This window comes from Bradyrhizobium sp. SZCCHNGR1005 (assembly GCF_032489995.1).
GTDB lineage: Bacteria > Pseudomonadota > Alphaproteobacteria > Rhizobiales > Xanthobacteraceae > Bradyrhizobium.
The window spans coordinates 1,019,267-1,040,202 of record NZ_JAUEZC010000001.1 but is presented as its reverse complement, the minus strand read 5'-3'; the positions used below and the strand labels follow the sequence as shown (position 1 = coordinate 1,040,202).

Genomic DNA, 20,936 nt, shown 5'->3' with positions numbered 1-20,936 from the left:
ATGATCCCCGTCACTTCCTTCGCCGGAAAAACGGTCGCCGTGTTCGGTCTCGGCGGCTCCGGGCTTGCGTCCTGTCACGCGCTGCGCGCCGGCGGCGCCGAAGTGATCGCTGGCGATGACGGCGCGGACCGGCTCGCAGAGGCCGCCAAAGCGGGCTTCGCCACCGCCGATTTGCGCAGCGTCTCCTGGGCGAATTTCGCCGCGCTGGTGCTCGCACCCGGTATCCCGCTCACCCATCCGGCGCCGCATTGGAGCGTGCTGAAAGCGCGTGAAGCCGGCATCGAGGTGATCGGCGATATCGAGCTGTTCTGCCGCGAGCGCAAGCGCCATGCGCCGGATGCGCCGTTCGTCGCCATCACCGGTACCAACGGCAAATCGACCACGACGGCGCTGATCGCGCATCTGATGCGGGTTGCCGGCTACGACACGCAGATGGGCGGCAATATCGGCACTGCCATCCTGTCGCTGGAGCCGCCCCGGATGGGCCGCGTGCATGTCATCGAGATGTCGTCCTATCAGATCGACCTGACGCCCTCGCTAGACCCGACCGTCGGTATTCTCATCAATGTCAGTGAGGATCACATCGACCGTCACGGCACGATCGAGAACTACGCCGCGGTGAAGGAGCGCCTGGTTGCGGGAGTGACATCGCAGGGCACAGCGATCGTCGGCGTGGATGACGGTTTCTCGCGCGCTGTCGCGGACCGGCTCGATCAGGCCGGCAAGCGCGTCGTGCGTGTCTCCGTGAAGAACCCGCTGCCTGACGGCATCTATGTCGAACGCGAGACGATCCTGCGCGCCGCGGGCGGTGCCCGCAACGAGGTCGCGCGGATCGGCGGCATCGGCTCGCTGCGGGGCCTGCACAACGCGCAGAATGCCGCTTGCGCAGCGGCCTGCGCGCTCGCGCTCGGCGTGCGCGAGGATGTGTTGCAACAGGGGCTGCGCAGCTTCCCGGGCCTTGCGCATCGCATGGAGCAGGTCGGGCGTCGCGGTAACGTGCTGTTCGTCAACGACTCCAAGGGCACCAATGCCGATGCGGCCGCGCATGCGCTGTCGTCCTTCGCCGACATCTTCTGGATCGCCGGCGGCAAGCCCAAGGCTGGCGGCATCACCAGCCTCACCGGTTTGTTCCCGCGCATCCGAAAAGCCTATCTGATCGGGGAGGCCGCCGAGGAGTTCGCGAAGACACTTGGCCACCAGGTGCCGCATGCGATGTCCGGCACACTCGATGTTGCGGTGGCGCAGGCCGCCGCCGATGCCGAAGCCTCCGGGCTCAGGGATGCCGTGGTATTGCTGTCGCCGGCCTGCGCCTCGTTCGATCAGTTCCGCAATTTCGAGATCCGCGGGGCCAAGTTCCGCGAGCTGGTCCAGGCGCTGCCGGGCGTCACACCGGTGGTGTGAGGCCGCGGATACACTTTTCCACTGCATTTGCCCGTAACGACGGTCCATTGAGCAATTGGACTGCGATTCGACGGGGGCGCTCTTCGGTCTATGGGAGGCCAGCCGACTTCGGTGGCGGACCAGCCTTTGCGAGGAGCCGTGAATGACTGAACAGGGATCGTTGCTTGCGTATGCCCCTGAATCTCAGGGGGCAGGCCGGTCCTGCCACACTGCTCATGACGAATAGAGGTCAATGTCGTTGAGGCACTGCATTTCACTTGGTCATACTTCTGTGGAGCCGCAATCCCAAGAGGATCGTCATCTCAAGTCCGATGAGGGCGATCGAAGCCCAAAAGCCGACATTGACCGGATCATGATTGCTGCCGCGCAGGGCGTATCCGAGCGTCAGGAATGGCGTATTCCACAACAGGATGCCGAGGGCGGTCGCTGCGGTGAAGGAAGCAGGCCGGAGCTTCAGCACGCCGGCCGGCAACGCGAGATAGACACGTGCCACGGGTACGGTCTGCCCCATCAGAGTGACCCAGAACCGGTTTCGGCGATAAGCGCAGGCGAGGCGTCCATAGGCGCGCGAGCTGAGAAAGGCATACTTTCCAAATCGCGCGACAGCCGCCTCGACGCGTTCCTCTCCCAGGACGCGGCCAATCCCGTACCAGCCGATGGAGCTGACAAGAGAGCCGGTCGCCGTGGCCAGGATTGTCATGACGAGGCAGGCTCCGTCGGACGCCGTCATGCCAAGCAGCATTAGCGTGACATAGGATGGGATCATCGGCGCGAATTTTTCTGCCATGGCGATGCAGAACGCCCCCAGGAGCCCGGAGTTTAGGAAGAGCGCGACGGCGTATGAGTCTTGCATCCATATCAACCCGTCGTGACCTGGCGACGCACGATCCGATAAACGGATGCCGGAGGAAAGTTTCGGAATGTCGTGCCGATACAGGTCGCATGAAGGCCCAGCTCGTCGAGGGTAGCGTCTGATACCGAGCAGCGCGGACCGTAAGTGAAGAGAAAGAACGCTCCCTCCGGCCGTAGATAGCCGAACGCTCCCTTGAGGATTGCCGCGATCTTTTGCTGCGGCATGTTCAGGAATCCCAGTCCGCTCACGATCGCGCCGACTGGCGCCCCCTCATATAGCGGCTGCTTGTCCAGCCATGCGGCATCCATCCACAGGACACGTGCGTGGGGAAACCGCATCTGGAGCATACGTGCGAAATCAGAGCCGTATTCGACCAGCGTCAGGTCCCCTTGCCGGACGCCGCGCTCCAGCAGCACATAAGTGAAGGCCCCGGTTCCTGGACCAAGCTCGAGAACGGGACCGGTCTTTGCCGAGATTTCCCTTGTGATCAGCAATGCGAGGGCGCGACCTGAGGGAGCGACGGCCGCGACGCTCCGCGGATTGCGAAGCCACTCTCGAAAGAACGGAAACACGTCAGCGATCGACATGCGCAATCCCCATGGCCATGACGTGTGATACGGCGTGAGTGCCGCACATTATTTTTGAGAGCATTGCGAAAACCCGAGTTGTGGTGAAAATCAAAGTACGGCGCCCGGTCCATGCTTGTGGGGGTGCCGTTTGAGCAATGTCTCATGCGTGCATGTCGGCGGTCTGTCGTGCGCCGATCTTCAAGCGTTTTTTCCCATTCGTAGAATTCTCTGCATGGCTGTTGCCGTGAAGAAATCTTCGTAGGGATTCCCGGATGCCGCGCGAAGTCCGGTGGAGCACGAAGTTCGCCGATGCATATGACGGATAGGAAGACATGGCCGAGACGGTGCCGCACGAACGCACACGTCCTGATAAGGCCGCGCAACAGGCCGCGGTCCTGGCTCGTCGGATTTAAGAGCGGTAATTGAATCGCGGGTTTGTTGGTACTCGTAGGTTTCCTTAGCTTGTGAAAGCTGCTTGCTGAGATGGTGCTCGGACTTCGGATTGCCGGGACTATCGGCGCTATACAGTTCGCGACAGCGGCAGTTAGTCTGTGATGCTACGGAATTCTTCTTTCTGCGATGCGGCCAGGTTGTCGAGGAACTGGCGGGCGCTCTCGCGCCAACTGAAAGTTTCTGCATGCGCCCGCGCTTTCCATCGGGGAATCTCCAAGGCCGATAGACAAGCGCGCCTGAGATCCTGATCGAGCACGCCGGCGCCGGATGTGCCGACGACATCGTGCGGGCCGGCCACCGGAAAGGCCGCCACTGGGAGTCCGCTGGACATTGCTTCGAGCAGCACGAGGCCGAAGGTGTCGGTGAGGCTCGGGAAAACGAAGACGTCGGCGCCTGCATAGACACGTGCCAGGTCGTTGCCGGACCGGCGACCTAGGAAGATCGCGTGGGGATAGGCGACCTCGAGCGCGCGCCGGGCCGGCCCGTCGCCGACCACCACTTTCGTTCCCGGAAGGTCGAGGCCCAGGAAGGCGGGCAGGTTCTTTTCGATCGCGAGCCGGCCTACGTAAAGGAAAACGGGGCCAGGCAACCCGAGACACGCACCCGGTCGTTGACGAAACTGATCGTGGTCGACCCCGCGCGACCATAGCATTAGCCGTTCAAATCCGCGGCACCTCAGATCGTTTTCGATGGATCTCGTTGCCACGAACGTGGCGGCGCCCGCATTGTGAAAGCGCCGTAGCAGAGCGTACGTCCAGCGGGGTGGGATGCGAGTCCGTTTGGCCACGTAGGCCGGGAAGTTGGTATGATAGCTTGTCGTGAAGGGGATGCCCCCCCGAAGACAATGAAGACGCACCGCGAGGCCAAGGGGGCCTTCGGTCGCCAGATGTACAAAGTCGAATGGCTCTGCCTCGACCAGCCGACCTGCCGTCGAGGCTCCGACCAGGGAAAGTCGGATCTCGGGATAAATAGGAAGGCCGATTGTTCTGAAGTTCTGCGGCGTCAAGAAGCGGAACGATGCACCGAACGCTGACGCCGCCGATGCCAGATTTTCCAACGTGCGGACTACGCCGTTGATTTGCGGGTGCCAAGCATCCGTCGCCACCACGACCTTGGTCATGACGCTCTCCGCTCCGCCCCTGCTGTCACATCCGGAGAATCTCGGCCGGTTGGACGATGTCCGAAGCATCGGTCAACGCGAGTCATCATTGCCCGAACCAAATGACGGTCAGCGGATAGCCGGTTACAAAAGCAAAGAACGCGCCGGCAATGACGTCGGTTGGATAGTGGTGGCCCGAGGCGACCCGAGCCCAGGCCATGGCCACCAGCACTCCCGCGCCATAGGCGGCCGAGCCTGGATCGACGTAGAAGGTCGGTACGAGAGTCGCCGTAAGTGTCATGATGTGGCCACTCGGGAAGGAGTGCTCGTCGAGCACGTCCAGTAGAGACGGCACATTGCGGTCGATCTTATAGGGGCGCTGACGGCCGACCCGTCGCTTGAAAGACGGATAGAACGCATGCAGCGTGGCAACGGTGCAGATCGCGATGGCGATAACGTGGAGCGCGCCTTTCCCGAGCCGCGCGAAGACAAAGATCAGAACGATGACATAGATACCGCCGTTCCCCAAGCGACTGAAAGTGATCGCTGAGAATCGAATCGGGCTCGGTCGGGCGCAGATGGAGACCAGCCGAACGAGCGCGAGGTCGATCTGAGCCAATCGGGCAAGGCCCGCCTCGGCGATGTGATGGACGGTCTCATTAGGTCTGGATGTCCATCTTTTTGGGCTCGTTGCTGTCGTTGTCAGGACGGCTTGGCCCCGCGGTTGCGGCTCGTCGACCGGCAGATCAAGGCCGCCAACCGCCCCCGTCTGCCGAATATCCACGGTTGTCGTGTGCTCGACGTTGGGACTGCACGTTTCTTTGGAGAACATTGTGAAAGCCCAATTCTCGGAAAACCCACTACTCGGGAAAGACCCATCGCGCGCGGCGCCTGATTGATTGGCTGTTTGCAACCGCTGTATTGAGCCGTGTATCGTGCGTGCATGTCGGCAGTCTGTCGTGTGTCCATCCACCGGGTATTTCTGGAGAAATCGCGTTTGCGGAGGTTCTTGCAAGGTTGACGCCATGAAGGTGCTCTAGAAAGGCTCCGCGTGAGGCGACCGGGCTTTGAGGTTTAGGAAATTCCCTGATGCGGGTGCTGTTGGTCGAGGATGAGCCCGAGATGGTGTCGGCGCTACGCGCCGCTCTCATGCGCCATGACATGATCGTGGATCACGCCCCCAGCCTCTTTGAGGCCGAGGAGATCGCCGCAGCGTGCAGTTATGACGTCTTGGTTCTGGACCGTCAGTTGCCGGATGGAGATGGCCTGACGTTGATCCCGAAGTTGCGCGCCCAGGGTAACGTTGTGCCAGTGCTTGTCCTCACGGTTCGAGGTGATCTTGCTGACCGTGTCGCAGGGCTCGACCGGGGGGCGGACGATTATCTGGCCAAGCCGTTCGCCTTCGAGGAGTTCCTGGCCCGACTTCGTGCGCTCCTGCGTCGGCCTGCGAACGTGCAATCCGATGTCTTTCGGGTCGGACGCCTGTCGTTTGATTTCATGAACCGTGAGGCCAGCATCGAGGGCCGCGTCATCGACCTGACGCGGCGCGAAATCCTGGTTCTGGAAGCGCTGCTCCGCCGCATGGGACGCATGGTGCCGCGATCATCGTTGATGGACGCTGTGTTCGCGCTGGACGACGAGGTTCAACCCAATGCGCTCGATACCCAGGTGTCGCGACTACGCCGCAAGCTTGCGGATGCTGACAGTGGCGTGATCATCAACGGAGTGCGCGGCGTCGGCTATCTCTTGCGGGAGATGTCATGAACTGGTGGCATCCCCGTTCGCTGAAATGGCAGCTTGTCGTGCGCCTTGCCGTGATGCAGGCGGCGATGCTGGGACTACTTGGCGTGCTCGTTCTCGTCGTCCTCGGCGCGATGTGGCGAAGCGGGGTCCTGGGGGACGACTATGAAGGTACCGCGATCGACGTCCTCACCGAGGCCGTGGGACGCAACGCCGATGGTGAATTGGTCCTGCGCCCGACGTCCGATCTCGCCCGTCTACGGTCGGAGAATGCCGATCTCTGGTTTATCGTGCGCGACGGTCAGGGGCATCGGCTGTCGGAAGGAATCGTGCCGGCAGACTTGGCCCAGATCGCCAATGCACTCGATCAGATCGGTGAAGCTCGCCTGGGGCAGGGGCGCGGAGAGGCCGTTCCGCCGGCGGCTATCGTGAGATGGGTTGATACGGCCGCAGGCAAGGTCCAGATGCTGACGGCGGCGAAGGGCCGCGTTTCGGTGCGCAAGGTCATCGCCACCGCGCAGCCCTTGTTTCTCAACGTCGTCTTGCCGATCATCGGGCTTATGACGCTTGCGACTCTCCTCGTAACCCCGTTCGTGGTCCGACGCGCCATGGCTGGATTGGGGCGAGCGGCCGACGAGGCGAAACGAATCGATATCGATCGCAGCGGCGTGCGATTAACCATGGATGACGTCCCGATCGAGGTCGTCTCCCTCGTGAGAGCTGTCAATGATGCCCTCGGTCGTCTCGACAAGGGATATGAGGGGCATAAGCGCTTCCTTGCTGACGCTGCCCATGAGCTTCGAACCCCGATTGCGATCCTGACGGCGCGCGTATCCTCGCTTCCGCCCGGCCCCGAGAAGATACGACTGCTTGAAGACACTACCCGGCTCACCGTCTTGACCGGGCAACTCCTCGACCTTCAGCGCCTCGATCAACAAGGCCTGCAGTCTGCCCCGGTGGATCTCGTCGGTGTCGCTGAGCGTGTCGTCCTCGACTTGGCGCCGCTCGCCTTCGCGGCCGGCTATGAGATGACCTTTGAAGCGGAGATCGAGCATGTCATGGTCGAGGGAGACCAGACCGCGCTGGACCGGGCCCTGACCAACCTCGTGCAGAACGCCATCGACCACGGGGGCCGGGGTGGCACGATCACGGTCCGTGTGGCTCGTGCTGGATGGATCGAGGTTTGCGACGAAGGAAATGGCATTCCTTCTACCGATCACCATCAGGTCTTCGAGCCGTTTTACCGCCTCAGACAAGGTGGCCGCGGTGCAGGCCTCGGTCTCGATCTCGTCCAAAAGATCATGCGCCTCCATGGCGGTCATGCCGAAATTGTCGTCGGGCCGTCCAAGGGTGCTTGTCTGAGAATGGTGTTTCCGTGGGCCGATGCCGCACTCAACGCTGGGACATAGAGGGAGGGCGACGCGCCTGCTTGCCACCCGACGTAAGGAATTTCCTTAACCTTTCGGAAACCATCATGGGCGACCAATGAGGGCCGCCTTTGGCCGAAGGGACCACCCATGCTCTCCCGTGAAGAACGCAATCCGCTGTCGGACTGGTGGTGGACGGTGGATCGACCGCTGCTCGGTGCGATCATCGGGCTGATGCTGTGCGGGGTCATCCTGTCGCTGGCCGCAAGTCCTCCGGTCGCGACCCGCATCGGGCTCGATCCGTTCCATTTCTTCAATCGGCACGTGCTGTTCCTGCTGCCGTCCTTCGTCGTGCTGATCGGCGTCTCCTTCCTGTCGCCGCGGCAGATCCGGCGCAGCGCGCTGGTCATCCTGCTGATCAGCCTTGCGCTGATCGTGGTGACGCTGGCGATCGGACCCGAAGTGAAGGGATCGCGCCGATGGATCACGCTGCTCGGCGTCAACATCCAGGCCTCCGAAGCGGCCAAGCCGGCCTTCGTCGTGGTCGCGGCCTGGCTGTTCTCGGAATCGGCGCGGCGGCCGGATATGCCGGCCACCTCGATCGCGCTGGTGCTGCTGCTGACGCTGGTTTCACTTTTGGTCATGGAGCCGGACTTCGGCCAGACCATGCTGGTCCTGATGGTGTGGGGCGCACTGTTCTTCATCGCGGGCATGCGGATGATCTGGGTCGCCGGCCTTGCCGGCGCCGCCGCCGCCGGGCTGTTCGGCGCTTATCTGTTCGTCCCGCATGTCGCCGGCCGCATCAAGCGCTTCATGAACCCGGCTTCCGGCGACACCTTCCAGGTCGACACCGCAATGGAAGCATTTTCGAACGGCGGCTGGTTCGGGCTTGGGCCGGGTGAAGGCATAGCCAAGCGCAGCCTGCCCGACAGTCATACCGACTTCGTGTTCGCGGTGGCGGCCGAGGAGTTCGGCATCGTGCTGTGCCTCGCCCTGGTCGCATTGTTCGCATTCATTGTCATTCGCACGCTGTCGCGCGCCTATGCGACCGAGGATGGCTTTGCGCGCTTTGGCGCCTCGGGGCTTGCGATCCTGATGGGCGTGCAGGCGGCGATCAACATCTCGGTCAATCTGCAACTGATTCCGGCCAAGGGCATGACCCTGCCGTTCATTTCTTATGGCGGCTCGTCGATGGTCTCGCTGGCCTATGGGGTCGGCATGATGCTGGCGCTGACGCGACAGCGGCCGCGCATGGAGATCGAGGCCACCGACGCCGCCGGGGCTGCGCGCAGCTACGCCTAGCCGGCGCCCTGCGAGCGAAGCCATGCAGTGCAAGCCCTGAGCTCCCGGATTTGCTTCGTCGCTCCGCGCCTCGCAATGGCGACTCTTTGTGTGTAAAGAGGGGCCATCATGACCACTGCGCCTCTCATCCTGCTGGCCGCCGGCGGCACCGGCGGCCATCTGTTTCCCGCCGAAGCGCTCGGCGTCGAATTGATCAAGCGCGGCCTTCGCGTCCGCCTCGTCACCGACATGCGCGCGCAGCGCTATAGCGGCCTGTTCACCAAGGACATGATCGACGTGGTGCCGAGCGAGACGGTGCGCGGCCGCTCGCCGCTGGCGTTGGCGCGCACCGCGTTGATGCTGGGGACCGGAACGCTCGCGGCGTTCAGGCTGATGCGCCGCCTGAAGCCAGTGGCCGTGGTGGGCTTCGGCGGTTATCCGACGGTGCCGCCGCTCGTCGCGGCACGGCTCGCCGGGGTGCCCGGCATCATCCACGACGCCAATGCGGTGCTCGGCCGCGCCAACCGCCTGCTGTCCTCTTACGTCAAAGCGATCGCAACCTCGCTGCCCGGCGTGCTCGATCGCGATCCGGCACTTGCGCCCAAGACCACCACCGTCGGCACGCCGATGCGGCCGGCGATCCTGGAAGCGGCGGCAGTCGGCTACACCGCGCCGGCGGCATCCGGACCGTTTCGGCTGCTCGTCGTCGGCGGCAGCCAGGGCGCGCGGGTGATGAGCGACATCGTCCCCGGCGCGATCGAGCGGCTGGAGCCGGCGCTCTGGGGACGGCTGGTGCTGACCCAGCAGGTCCGGCCGGAGGACATGGCGCGGGTGCGGGCGGTCTATGACAGGCTCAAGATCCAAGCCGAACTCGCGCCGTTCTTCACCGATCTGCCGGCGCGGCTCGCTGCCAATCACCTGGTGATCTCGCGCTCGGGCGCCGGCACCGTGGCCGAGCTCGCCGCCATCGGCCGGCCTGCGATCCTGGTGCCGTTGCCCGGCGCGATCGATCAGGACCAGTTCGCCAATGCCGGGGTGTTGTCGCAGGCGGGGGGCGCGATGCGTATCGTGCAGACCGAGTTCACGCCGGACCGCCTGGCCTCGGAAATCTCGGCGCTCGCAGCCGAGCCGGCGCGCTTGGCTGCCATGGCGCAGGCGGCGCGCGGGGCCGGACGGCTCGATGCGGCGGAACGGCTGGCCGATCTGGTGGTCAAAATCGCCGGAATTTAGGCCCGCGGCACTGAAATATTCCCTTGTCACGCCCCGCGAAGGCGGGGCATCCAGTGTTTCGACGTGGCTGATTTGGTCTGCTTGGCAGACCGCCGCCCGGACATTCGATCGTCCGCCGGTGCGGCGATGACGCAAGGACGATGACGCAAGGACTTGGCCATGAGACTGCCGCGCGAGATCGGACCCATTCACTTCGTCGGGATCGGCGGCATCGGCATGAGCGGCATCGCCGAGGTGCTCTGCAATCTCGGCTATACGGTGCAGGGCTCGGATGCGGCCGACAACGCCAATGTCGCGCGGCTGCGGGAGAAGGGCATCACCGTCAACGTCGGCCACAAGGCGGAGAACATCGCCGGCGCTGACGTGGTCGTGGTTTCGACCGCGATCAAGCGCGACAATCCGGAATTGATGGCGGCGCGCGCACAGCGCATCCCGGTGGTACGGCGCGCGGAAATGCTGGCGGAACTGATGCGGCTGAAGAGCTGCGTCGCGATCGCCGGCACCCACGGCAAGACCACAACCACCTCGATGGTCGCGGCGCTGCTCGATGCCGGCGGCCTCGATCCGACCGTGATCAATGGCGGCATCATCAACGCCTACGGCACCAATGCGCGACTTGGCGCGGGCGACTGGATGGTGGTCGAGGCCGACGAAAGCGACGGCACCTTCCTGAAGCTGCCCGCCGATGTCGCGATCGTCACCAATGTCGATCCTGAGCATCTCGATCACTTCAAGACCTTCGACGCGGTGCAGGACGCGTTCCGCGCCTTCGTCGAGAACGTGCCGTTCTATGGCTTTGCGGTGATGTGCATCGATCATCCGGTGGTGCAGGCTCTCGTCGGCAAGATCGAGGACCGCCGCATCATCACCTACGGCCAGAACCCGCAGGCCGATGCGCGGCTGGTCGATCTGACGCCGGCAAGCGGCGGCTCGCGATTCACGGTCGTCTTCCGCGATCGCAAGACCGGGGCGACCCACGAAATCTCCGACATCGAGCTGCCGATGCCGGGCCGTCACAACGCCTCGAACGCGACCGCCGCGATCGCAGTCGCCCATCAGCTCGGCATCTCCGATGAAGCCATCCGCAAGGCGATCGCCGGCTTCGGCGGCGTCAAGCGCCGTTTTACCCGGACCGGCGAGTGGAACGGTGTCACCGTCATTGACGATTACGGCCATCATCCGGTGGAGATCGCCGCGGTACTCAAGGCGGCGCGCGAATCCACCAGCGGCCGGATCATCGCGGTGGTGCAGCCGCACCGCTACACCCGCCTGCAATCGCTGTTCGAGGAGTTCTGCACCTGCTTCAACGACGCCGATGCCGTCGTGGTCGCCGAGGTCTATCCGGCCGGCGAGGCGCCGATCGAGGGCATCGACCGCGATCACTTCGTGCTCGGCCTGCGCGCACATGGCCATCGCGATGTGGTGCCGCTGCCGAAGCCCGCCGATCTCGCCGGCATCGTCAAGAGCTTGGCGAAGACAGGCGATCTCGTCGTCTGCTTGGGAGCCGGCAACATCACGCAGTGGGCCTACGCGCTGCCCGGCGAATTGAAGGCTCTGGGGTAAATAAATATGAGCGTGGTGAGCTCCGAACTCACGGCAAGGCAAACTACTCTGTTCTCTCCCTCCTTGTGGGGGAGAGCTAGAGAGGGGGGTGTCACAAACGCAGGTGCTTGTGGCTTACCCCCCTCCCTGACCCTCCCCCACAAGGGGGGAGGGAACGGAGAGAGCGTGCCGGGCCTGACCCGATCGGGTTGCGTACTAAGAGGCGGGCATTGACCCTTCCCGACATCACGCCCGAGCTGAAAGCCGCCATGCCGCAGCTCCGCGGCCGGCTGCTCGCCAACGAGCCGCTGGCGCCGCTCACCTGGTTTCGTGTCGGCGGACCGGCGCAGGTGCTGTTCACGCCGGCCGACGCCGGCGACCTCGCCTACTTTCTGAAACACCTGCCGGCCGAGCTGCCTGTCTATGTGATCGGCGTCGGCTCCAACCTGATCGTACGCGACGGCGGCGTCCCCGGGGTGGTGATCCGGCTCGCAGCCCGCGCGTTCGGAGATGTCAAAACCGAGGGCGACATCGTCACCGCGGGCACGGCAGCGCTGGACAAGCGTGTTGCCGAGGCGGCGGCCGCCGCCAATCTGTCCGGGCTCGAGTTCCTGTTCGGCATTCCCGGCACGATCGGCGGCGCGCTACGCATGAATGCCGGCGCCAATGGCGGCGAGACCAAGGACGTTTTGGTCGAGGCGACGGCGCTGGACCGCCAGGGCAACACCCATCGCTTCAGCAATGCCGACATGAAGTTCAGCTATCGGTCGAGCGGCACGGATCCGGCGCTGATCTTCACGTCGGCGCGCTTCCGCGGCATGCCTGCCGCGCCCGAGGCGATCCGCGCCCGGATGGCGGAGGTGCAGGCCCATCGCGAGACCGCGCAGCCGATCCGCGAGAAGACCGGCGGCTCGACCTTCAAGAATCCACCCGGCCACAGCGCCTGGAAGCTGATCGATGCGGCCGGCTGCCGAGGCCTCAAGGTCGGCGGCGCGCAGGTCTCCGAAATGCACTGCAACTTCCTGATCAATACCGGCACCGCAACCGGCCACGATATCGAGGCGCTCGGCGAGACCGTGCGTGAGCGGGTGAAGGCGAGTTCGGGAATTGAATTGCAGTGGGAGATCAAGCGCATTGGAATCAACGCGAGCTAATTCGCCTGCTTGAAGAATTGTCATGGCGTCTGAGAGCCCAGCCTGAGATCAACCCGGGAACGTATTGATGCGCATCACGATTCTGTTCGGCGGCTCCAACAAGGAGCGGCTCGTCTCGGTGGCGAGCGCGCAGGCGCTGCACGTAGCGCTCCCCGAGGCTGATCTCTGGTTCTGGGACGCCGACGATACGGTGCATGAGGCCAGTAGCAAGGCGCTGACCTTCCACACCAAGCCGTTCGAAGAGCCGTTCAAGGCCGATGGCGGGAAACTCGGCGGCCTCGCCGAGGCGCTCGACCGCGCCAAGGCCGAAGATCGCGTGCTGGTGCTCGGTCTACATGGCGGTCGCGCCGAGAACGGCGAGCTTCAAGTCATGTGCGAGATGCGGGGTATCCCGTTTACGGGCTCGGGCTCGGCGTCATCGCATCTCGCCTTCGACAAGATCGCGGCCAAACGCTTCGCCGTGCTCGGCGGCGTCCGCGCCGCGGAAGGCGTGGTGCTCGACGATGCGGAAGCTGCGCTGGCGAGGTATGGCAGGCTGATCGCCAAACCGGTGAAGGACGGCTCGAGCTATGGGTTGATCTTCGTCAACGCGAAGCAGGATCTCGTCGCGGTCCGCACCGCGGCCGAAGCCGAGGATTATCTGATCGAGCCATTCGTCTCCGGTGCCGAATCAACCTGCGCCGTGCTCGAGCAGCTCGACGGCTCGCTGATCGCGCTGCCGCCGATCGAGATCGTGCCGGCGGAAGGTGCCTTCAATTATTTTGCGAAATACCTCGCCAAGACCACGCAGGAGATCTGTCCAGGCCGTTTCAGTCCCGATGTCACGGCGGCGATCCAGGCCGAGGCGATCAAGGCGCACCGCGCATTGTCCTGCGGGGGATATTCGCGGACCGACTTCATCGTCTCGGCCGATGGCCCGGTCTATCTCGAGACCAATACCTTGCCGGGGCTCACCGCCGCCTCGCTCTATCCGAAAGCGCTGAACGCGCAGGGGATTGCCTTCGTGGAATTCCTGCATCAGCAGATTGCGCTCGCCGAGCGTCGCGTCCGCAAGTAGCGGCGGTCGTTTGACCGGGGGAACCCGCCCGGGTTCCGGCCCGCGAGTTCCAACGGTCCGTAAAATACTTAAGAATCCGGCTCAAGGTGCTCATAAATCGGAGAAAAAATACGTCTCCCCGGATCGGCTTTACCTTTTGTTTACCAGGACGTCCGAAGGTTAACGCTGGCGATCCAGCGGTGCTCGGCCGCCGGTCCGCGCTGTCGTGACGATCTGCATGGCGATCGAGATCAGCGCTCCGGCCGGTTCGAGCCGCGAGGGTCGGGGCCCGCAACGTATCTGTGGGCATAACAGTTGATGAGCTCGTGCAATGGATGGTGCAGGACGCCTCGCTCGATCGCAGAGGCCTCAAGCTGACCTGAAGGCCGCTGCCCTTGGCGCGGCGATCTTGCTGCGCGAGTATCTGTCCGCCCAGTTCATCCGCCTCAAATCTGCGCGCCGGTCCGCGCACATTGCTGCCAACTCAGCGAGGCCCGTTCCGCTCGCGCCGCTGGTCGAGCGCGAGGCGCCGCCGCGCATCGTGGAGCTGGTCGAACGCTATCTGCCCCGCCGTGTCGGTTCCACCATGACGGTGGCGTTGCTGTTCGGCAGCGTCTGGCTCGGCATCGTCAAGGGCGGACACGCCGAGGAGTTCAGCACCGCCTTCAGCGATGCGCGCAACGCGCTCGCCAATTCGGTCGGCTTCCGCATCACCGCGGTCGCGATCAACGGCCGCAAGCAATTGACCCAGGACGAGGTGCTCGCGGTGGGCGGCGTGACCGGCCGTTCCTCGCTGTTGTTCCTGGATGCCGCCGCCGTGCGTGACCGGCTCAAGTCCAATCCCTGGATCGCCGATGCGACCGTGCAGAAATTCTTTCCGAACCAGCTGCGGATCGACATCGTCGAGCGCAAGGCGTTCGCCTTGTGGCAGGAGAACGGGCGGCTGTCCGTCATCGCCGATGACGGCGCCGTGCTCGAACCCTATGTGTCGCGCCCGTTCCTGACCCTGCCGCTCGTGGTCGGCAAGGGCGCCGAGAGTCATGCCCGCGATTTCCTGGCGCTGCTTGCGCGCTACCCGCAGGTGCGCGCGGTGACCAAGGCGGCCGTCTTCGTCGGCGAGCGCCGCTGGAACCTGCGCACCAAGGACGGGCTCGACATCCGCCTGCCGGAGTACGACGTCGGCAATGCGCTGGCCGCGCTCTCCCAGCTGGATCAGGAGGATCATCTGTTCTCGCGCGATATCGTCGCGATCGACATGCGCCTGCCGGACCGGCTCATGGTGCAATTGTCCGATGATGCGGCGAAGGCGCGCGAAGAGCTGTTCAAGGACAAGAAGTCCAAGAAGAAAGCCGGTGACGCATGACCGGCTTCGATCGCCAGACCCCGAAGACCCGTCCGATGTCGCAGAAGCGGACTGCGCTGGTGGCCTCGCTCGACGTCGGCACCAGCAAGATCGCCTGCATGATCGCACGGCTCAGGCCGGCGCCGCCGAGCGACGCGCTGCGGGGCCGCAGTCATGCGGTGGAACTGATCGGCTACAGCCAGATCCAGTCCCGCGGCGTCAAGGCGGGCGCCGTCGTCGATCCGGTCGCGTGCGAGCAGGCGGTGCGTCAGGCGGTGGCGCTTGCCGAACGCATGGCGAAGGTGAGAGTCGAATCCGTGTTGTTGCCGGTGGCGGGTGGCCGGCTCATGGGGCACCTGATCGAAGCGACGTCCGACATTCGCGGCGGCGCCGTGACCCAGGCCGATGTCAGCCGGGTGACCTCGACCGGCATGCATCATGCGACGGGCGAGGGCCGTGCAGTGCTGCACGCGCTGCCCGTCGGCTACACGCTGGATGGCGTGAAGGGCATCCGTGATCCCAGGGGCATGCTGGCGCGCCAGTTCGGCGTCGACATGAATGTCGTGACCAGCGATGCCACGGTCGCCAAGAACCTGATGCTGGTTGTCGAGCGCTGCCATCTCAATGTCGAGGCCATGGCTGCGAGCCCGTATGTTGCCGGATTGTCGGTCTTGACCGATGACGAGGCCGATCTCGGCGCGGCCGTGGTCGAAATGGGCGCGGGCACCACGACGATCGCGATCTTTTCCGGCGGTCGATTCATCCACGCCTCCGGATTTGCGCTCGGCGGGTACCACGTGACCATGGATCTTGCGCGCGGACTATCAGCGTGCATTGCGGATGCCGAGCGAATCAAGACGTTATATGGCACGGTGCTGACCGGCGGGTCTGACGCGCGTGAGTTGATGTCTGTTCCGACGGCCGGGGACAATGAGCGGGATCTCCCGCAGATCGTGTCCCGCGCCACCATCGCGAATATTGTCAGGCACCGCGCCGAGGAGATTTTTGAAATGGTCCGGGACCGGCTGAAGGATTCTCCCTTTGCGGCAGAGCCCAAGGCCCGTGTCGTTCTGAGCGGCGGGGCTTCGCAACTGACCGGCCTTGTCGAACTCGGCAGTCGGATTCTCGGCCGCCCCGTGCGGGTCGGCCGTCCGCTCGGCTTTGGCCGCCTGCCGAACGAAGCCAAGAACGCCGCCTTTGCTGTGCCCAGCGGGCTCCTGGTCTATCCGCAATACGCGCACCTCGAACATGTCGAACCGCGGCATACGCGGCAGCTTGGAACAGGGACCGACGGCTATTTCGGAAAGGTCGGACGATGGCTACGCGAGGGCTTCTGATGAATTTTTTCCGCCCCATGCGATTTTCACCAACACCCGCGGCCGGCGGCCGTGGCGAACCCACGCGCGCGTGATCGAGAGGCAACCATGGCACTCACTATTACACCTCCTGATATCCATGAGCTGAAGCCGCGGATTACTGTGTTCGGCGTCGGTGGCGCGGGCGGCAACGCCGTCAACAACATGATCACCGCAGGCCTGCAGGGTGTCGACTTCGTCGTCGCCAACACCGATGCCCAGGCACTGACGATGTCGAAGGCGCAGCGCATCATCCAGATGGGCACGCAGGTGACGCAAGGGTTGGGCGCCGGTTCGCAGCCCGATGTCGGCGCGGCTGCCGCACAAGAGGTGATCGACGAGATCCGCGACCACCTTTCTGGCGCCAACATGGTGTTCGTCACCGCCGGCATGGGGGGCGGAACGGGCACTGGCGCAGCACCGGTGATCGCCAAGACCGCGCGCGAAATGGGCATCCTCACCGTGGGCGTCGTCACCAAGCCGTTCCACTTCGAAGGCCAGCGCCGCATGCGCACGGCGGAATCGGGCATCGGGGAACTGCACAAGGTCGTCGATACGCTGCTGATCATCCCGAACCAGAACCTGTTCCGGGTGGCCAACGAGAAGACCACCTTCGCCGACGCCTTCGCGATGGCCGACCAGGTGCTCTATTCGGGCGTGGCCTGCATCACCGACCTGATGGTCAAGGAAGGCCTGATCAACCTCGACTTCGCCGACGTCAGAGCGGTGATGAGGGAAATGGGCAAGGCGATGATGGGCACCGGCGAAGCCTCCGGCGAGAAGCGCGCGCTGACCGCCGCCGAAGCTGCGATCGCCAACCCATTGATCGACGATTCCTCGATGAAGGGCGCCAGGGGCCTCTTGATCTCGATCACCGGCGGCAAGGACCTCACCTTGTTCGAGGTGGACGAGGCTGCGACCCGCATCCGCGAGGAGGTCGACCAGGACGCCAACATCATCGTCGGCGCCACCTTCGACGAATCGCTCGACGGGCTGATCCGGGTCTCCGTGGTCGCGACCGGCATCGAGCAGGCGCAGTTCAACCGCGGCGTGGCGCCGCCTTCTGCGCCGGTGCAGCCAGCCGTCGCGCCGGCTCCGTCGGTTGCGATGGGCGCCCCGGAGAGCCGGCTCGCCGATCTCACGGCGCGGCTGCGCGCCGACAATCAGCGCCTCGCCGATCGCGCGGCCAAGCTCGAAGCCCAGGCGGCGCAGATGGCGCCCGCAGCCCCGGCACCGGTCGCGCCAGCGCCTCGCCCGGCACCGAATCTCGAACGCGATACGCTGGCGGCCGTTGCCGCGGCGATGGCGAGCGAGCCCGCCGCCGCGGCTCCCGTACACCCGGCGTCCTACGGTGACGTGACCGTGCGTCCGATCGCTCAGAAGCCGTCGCTATTCCCGGAGCCCGAGACCATGCGCGCCGCACCGGTGGAGCCGGCGGCGCCTCCGGAGACCTTCATCCCGCAGGCCGCCGAACGGTTGCCGGTCCGGGCCCCGCGGATGCCGAAATTCGAGGACCTGCCGATGCCGGCCCAGGCCGAGATTCGCCAGGCGCGGGGTGACGAAGCCGACGAGCATCCGCAGAAGTCCCGGATGTCGCTGTTGCAGCGGCTGGCCAATGTCGGTCTCGGCCGTCGCGATGAGGAGAGCGAGGCTCCGGTCGCTGGCCGTGGGGCAGGACCGGCCATGCCGGTGATGCCGCCGCTGCCCGAGCGCAAGCCGCAGCAGCGCACGGTGGCCCAGCAGGTCGCGGCCCACGAGCCGGTCTCGGAATATGCCCGTCGTCCGGCGCCGCAAGGTCTGGACATCCACGGCCGGCCCGCACCTGTGTCGCCGGCGCCACAGGGCGACGATCATTTGGATATCCCGGCCTTCCTGCGTCGGCAGGCAACCTGAGAATTGTTACAGCCCTGGCTGTGGAAAAGAGGCCCGGCTCGCAAGAGCCGGGCCTCTTCGCTTGGAGGGACCGAACACTCGGTGTCGTTCAAATGACTGATTTTAAATGATTAATTATTCTTTCGGTGCTGTGATAGGGGCCGTGGAGGGTAAAGGGCGCGTTCCAATTTGGTTAAGCCTTGGCGCGAATACGGCGGAGATAGGGTAACAATCCGTAAAGAAGCGTGAGTTGGCGCTCTTCGGAGCCCGTGATTAAGGTTTGACGTGACTTGGGGATACCTAACATTGAGTCGGCGCGAAGTAGCCGCCAGCCCGGTGTTCAGGTGGGGTCTTGGGCGATAGTCGATGAAATTCAGCCGGCAAACCACGCTTCGTTCGCAGGCCACCGTAACCGGTGTTGGTGTTCATTCCGGGACGCCCGTGAGCTTGACCGTTGGGCCTGCGCCGATCGATGCAGGCCTCGTTTTTGTCCGCACCGGCCTCGAGGGCGCCGATCGCGAGGTGAGGGCGACCGCCGGCTCCGTGATCGCCACCGAATTTGCAACAGTGCTCGGCGACAGCGAAGGTCCGCTGGTTTCCACCGCCGAACATGTGCTGGCCGCGCTGCGCGGTATGGGCGTCGACAACGCCACCATCGAGATCGACGGCCCCGAAGTTCCGATCATGGACGGCTCGGCAGCGCCCTTCGTTGCGGCGATCGAGCAGGCGGGCATCGTCTCGCAATCGGCGGCCCGCCGCTTCATCCAGGTCCTCAAGCCGGTGCAGGTCGCGATCGGCGCTTGTTCCGGCGAGCTCCGTCCGAATGCGACCGGGTTCCGGATCGAGGTTGAGATCGACTTCACCAATCCGGTGATCGGCCGTCAGTCCTACCATTTCGATCTCAATCCGGAGCGTTTCCGCCGCGAGATCGCCCGCGCCCGCACTTTCGGCTGCATGAGCGACGTGGCGAAGCTCTGGAGCGCCGGTTTCGCGCTGGGATCGTCCTTCGAGAACACCGTCGTGTTCGATGAGGAGCGGCTCCTGAACCCGGAAGGGCTGCGCTACGCCGATGAATGCGCCCGTCACAAGGTGCTGGATGCCCTCGGCGACCTCGCACTCGCTGGCCTGCCGCTGCTTGGCACTTACCGTTCGGTGCGCGGGGGCCATAAGCTCAATCACGCGGTGCTGACCGCGCTGCTTGCCGACCGCACGGCCTGGCGGGTGGTCGAAGGCGAGCCGGCGGTGCGGCGTCCGCGCGTTGCGACCGAGGTCGCGGTGGGTGGAATGGTCGGCGGCATGATCGCTCCGGCTTACGGCCCGGACGTGTCCTGACGGGACGCCTCGATTCGCGGCTTGGCAGAGCCGGCTCACCCGAGTGAGTCTCTGATGGCTGCTCGTTTCGCCCGGCGAGTCCTCCACGGGATTTTCGTTGCCGATGATTGCCGGGCGCGAGCGGGCTGCCGGGAGCGCTAAACTTCATAGGCTTTCCAGGGCTTTGCCAGGTAACCATGTGGACGGGTGCGTCCCGATGCCGCCTTAATCCGGGCGAAATGCCTGCCTATGCGGTTGGTTAACAAGGGCGTTTCGGCTAAAGAGGCGATGGCTGCACGGCAGGCGCCTGGACAAGCCCTGACCGGCGTTCATGATCGTAAAGTTCATGACGCGCGGCACACACCGGATCACAGGCGTCAGGTTCTGAGAAGCTCATGTCGACACAGCGTCTTCCGCACGAACTCTGCACCCCATTAGCCGGCCGCATCAGGCTGGCTGCATCGCTGATTGTGCTCGCACTGCCCTTGAGCGGATGCGGCACCGGCGGACTGTGGGACAAGTTCCTGGCCAAGGACGACACCTTCGTCGATGAGCCGGCGGACAAGCTCTATAATCAGGGCTTGTACATGATGAACGAGAAGAAGGATCCCAAGGGCGCGGTCAAGAAGTTCGAGGAAGTCGACCGTGAGCATCCTTATTCCGACTGGGCCCGCAAATCGCTTTTGATGTCCGCCTATGCCTCGTATCAGGCCGGCGATTATGATGGCTGCATCGGTTCGGCGACGCGCTACGTAACGCTGCATCCGGGCAGCCCGGACGCGGCCTATGCGCAATATCTGATCGCGGCCTCGCATTACGACCAGATCCCGGACATCAGCCGAGATCAGGGGCGCACCGAAAAGGCGATCGCAGCGCTCGACGAGGTGGTTCGCAAATATCCGACCTCCGAATATGCCGTCAGCGCCAAGGCCAAGCTGGAGGGCGCGCGTGACCAGCTCGCCGGCAAGGAAATGGATATCGGCCGCTACTATATGCAGAAGCGCGACTACACGGCGGCCATCAACCGGTTCAAGACCGTGGTCACGCAATATCAGACCACCCGCCACGTCGAGGAAGCGCTGTTTCGGCTGACCGAGGCCTACATGGCGATCGGCATCGTCGGCGAGGCGCAGACCGCGGCTGCCGTGCTCGGGCACAATTTTCCGGACAGCAAATGGTACAAAGACGCCTATGATCTCGTGAAGAACGGCGGTGTGGAGCCGGAAGAGAACAAAGGCTCCTACATCTCCAAGGCCTTCAAGAAGCTGGGCCTCGGCTGAACCCCGGCGCGTCTCTCAGGAGGCTGAGCGGGGGATCACCGTACGCTCGAA

Annotated in this window: 17 protein-coding genes; 13 read left to right on the top strand and 4 right to left on the bottom strand. The window is 64.3% G+C overall.

Translation table 11 applies throughout. The annotated features are described in order from the left end of the window. On the top strand, positions 1-1,401 hold the full coding sequence (gene murD, locus QXZ85_RS04785) for a UDP-N-acetylmuramoyl-L-alanine--D-glutamate ligase (protein WP_316173319.1): 1,401 nt from the start codon (positions 1-3) through the stop codon (positions 1,399-1,401). A 253-nt stretch (positions 1,402-1,654) separates the two neighbouring features. Here the strand turns inward: murD and QXZ85_RS04780 are convergent, their stop codons facing one another. The 4 genes from QXZ85_RS04780 to QXZ85_RS04765 form a co-directional block, all read right to left on the bottom strand. Next, entirely contained in the window at positions 1,655-2,188 is a 534-nt protein-coding gene (locus QXZ85_RS04780) for a DedA family protein (protein WP_315700956.1), read from the bottom strand. A gap of 71 nt (positions 2,189-2,259) precedes the next feature. Continuing rightward, positions 2,260-2,841, bottom strand: a complete 582-nt coding sequence (locus tag QXZ85_RS04775; RefSeq protein WP_315703078.1) for an SAM-dependent methyltransferase — start codon at positions 2,839-2,841, stop codon at positions 2,260-2,262. A gap of 526 nt (positions 2,842-3,367) precedes the next feature. Then, positions 3,368-4,396: a glycosyltransferase family 1 protein gene (locus tag QXZ85_RS04770; RefSeq protein ID WP_315700955.1), complete on the bottom strand. Its 1,029-nt coding sequence runs from the start codon at positions 4,394-4,396 to the stop codon at positions 3,368-3,370. Between the two features lie 85 nt (positions 4,397-4,481). Beyond that, complete coding sequence (locus QXZ85_RS04765; protein WP_315700954.1) at positions 4,482-5,207, bottom strand: phosphatase PAP2 family protein; 726 nt, start codon at positions 5,205-5,207, stop codon at positions 4,482-4,484. Between the two features lie 257 nt (positions 5,208-5,464). Between QXZ85_RS04765 and QXZ85_RS04760 the strand changes: the two genes are divergently transcribed. From QXZ85_RS04760 to QXZ85_RS04705, 12 genes are all read left to right on the top strand, one after another. Next, positions 5,465-6,139, top strand: coding sequence for a response regulator transcription factor (locus QXZ85_RS04760; RefSeq protein WP_315700953.1), 675 nt, complete (start codon positions 5,465-5,467; stop codon positions 6,137-6,139). Beyond that, on the top strand, positions 6,136-7,524 hold the full coding sequence (locus QXZ85_RS04755) for a HAMP domain-containing sensor histidine kinase (protein WP_316165783.1): 1,389 nt from the start codon (positions 6,136-6,138) through the stop codon (positions 7,522-7,524). Before QXZ85_RS04760 ends, QXZ85_RS04755 begins: the two co-directional genes overlap by 4 nt. Positions 7,525-7,632: 108 nt before the next feature. Beyond that, entirely contained in the window at positions 7,633-8,784 is a 1,152-nt protein-coding gene (gene ftsW, locus QXZ85_RS04750; protein ID WP_315700951.1) for a putative lipid II flippase FtsW, read from the top strand. A 105-nt stretch (positions 8,785-8,889) separates the two neighbouring features. Beyond that, on the top strand, positions 8,890-9,993 hold the full coding sequence (gene murG / locus QXZ85_RS04745; protein WP_315703077.1) for an undecaprenyldiphospho-muramoylpentapeptide beta-N-acetylglucosaminyltransferase: 1,104 nt from the start codon (positions 8,890-8,892) through the stop codon (positions 9,991-9,993). A gap of 159 nt (positions 9,994-10,152) precedes the next feature. Next, positions 10,153-11,556: a UDP-N-acetylmuramate--L-alanine ligase gene (gene murC, locus QXZ85_RS04740; protein ID WP_315700950.1), complete on the top strand. Its 1,404-nt coding sequence runs from the start codon at positions 10,153-10,155 to the stop codon at positions 11,554-11,556. A gap of 209 nt (positions 11,557-11,765) precedes the next feature. After that, positions 11,766-12,689 (top strand): UDP-N-acetylmuramate dehydrogenase, encoded by a 924-nt coding sequence (gene murB / locus QXZ85_RS04735; RefSeq protein ID WP_316173321.1) that lies wholly within the window; start codon positions 11,766-11,768, stop codon positions 12,687-12,689. A gap of 67 nt (positions 12,690-12,756) precedes the next feature. Next, complete coding sequence (locus tag QXZ85_RS04730; RefSeq protein WP_315767275.1) at positions 12,757-13,746, top strand: D-alanine--D-alanine ligase; 990 nt, start codon at positions 12,757-12,759, stop codon at positions 13,744-13,746. A 310-nt stretch (positions 13,747-14,056) separates the two neighbouring features. After that, positions 14,057-15,088 (top strand): cell division protein FtsQ/DivIB, encoded by a 1,032-nt coding sequence (locus QXZ85_RS04725; RefSeq protein WP_315700947.1) that lies wholly within the window; start codon positions 14,057-14,059, stop codon positions 15,086-15,088. Then, on the top strand, positions 15,085-16,404 hold the full coding sequence (ftsA, locus tag QXZ85_RS04720) for a cell division protein FtsA (protein ID WP_315743773.1): 1,320 nt from the start codon (positions 15,085-15,087) through the stop codon (positions 16,402-16,404). The genes QXZ85_RS04725 and ftsA overlap by 4 nt, the downstream gene beginning before the upstream one ends. Positions 16,405-16,491: 87 nt before the next feature. Next, positions 16,492-18,315 (top strand): cell division protein FtsZ, encoded by a 1,824-nt coding sequence (ftsZ, locus tag QXZ85_RS04715; protein WP_315700945.1) that lies wholly within the window; start codon positions 16,492-16,494, stop codon positions 18,313-18,315. Between the two features lie 345 nt (positions 18,316-18,660). Further along, positions 18,661-19,626: a UDP-3-O-acyl-N-acetylglucosamine deacetylase gene (gene lpxC, locus QXZ85_RS04710; protein ID WP_315767277.1), complete on the top strand. Its 966-nt coding sequence runs from the start codon at positions 18,661-18,663 to the stop codon at positions 19,624-19,626. 374 nt (positions 19,627-20,000) lie between these two features. Continuing rightward, positions 20,001-20,885 (top strand): outer membrane protein assembly factor BamD, encoded by an 885-nt coding sequence (locus tag QXZ85_RS04705; RefSeq protein WP_315700943.1) that lies wholly within the window; start codon positions 20,001-20,003, stop codon positions 20,883-20,885. Positions 20,886-20,936: the final 51 nt, after the last annotated feature.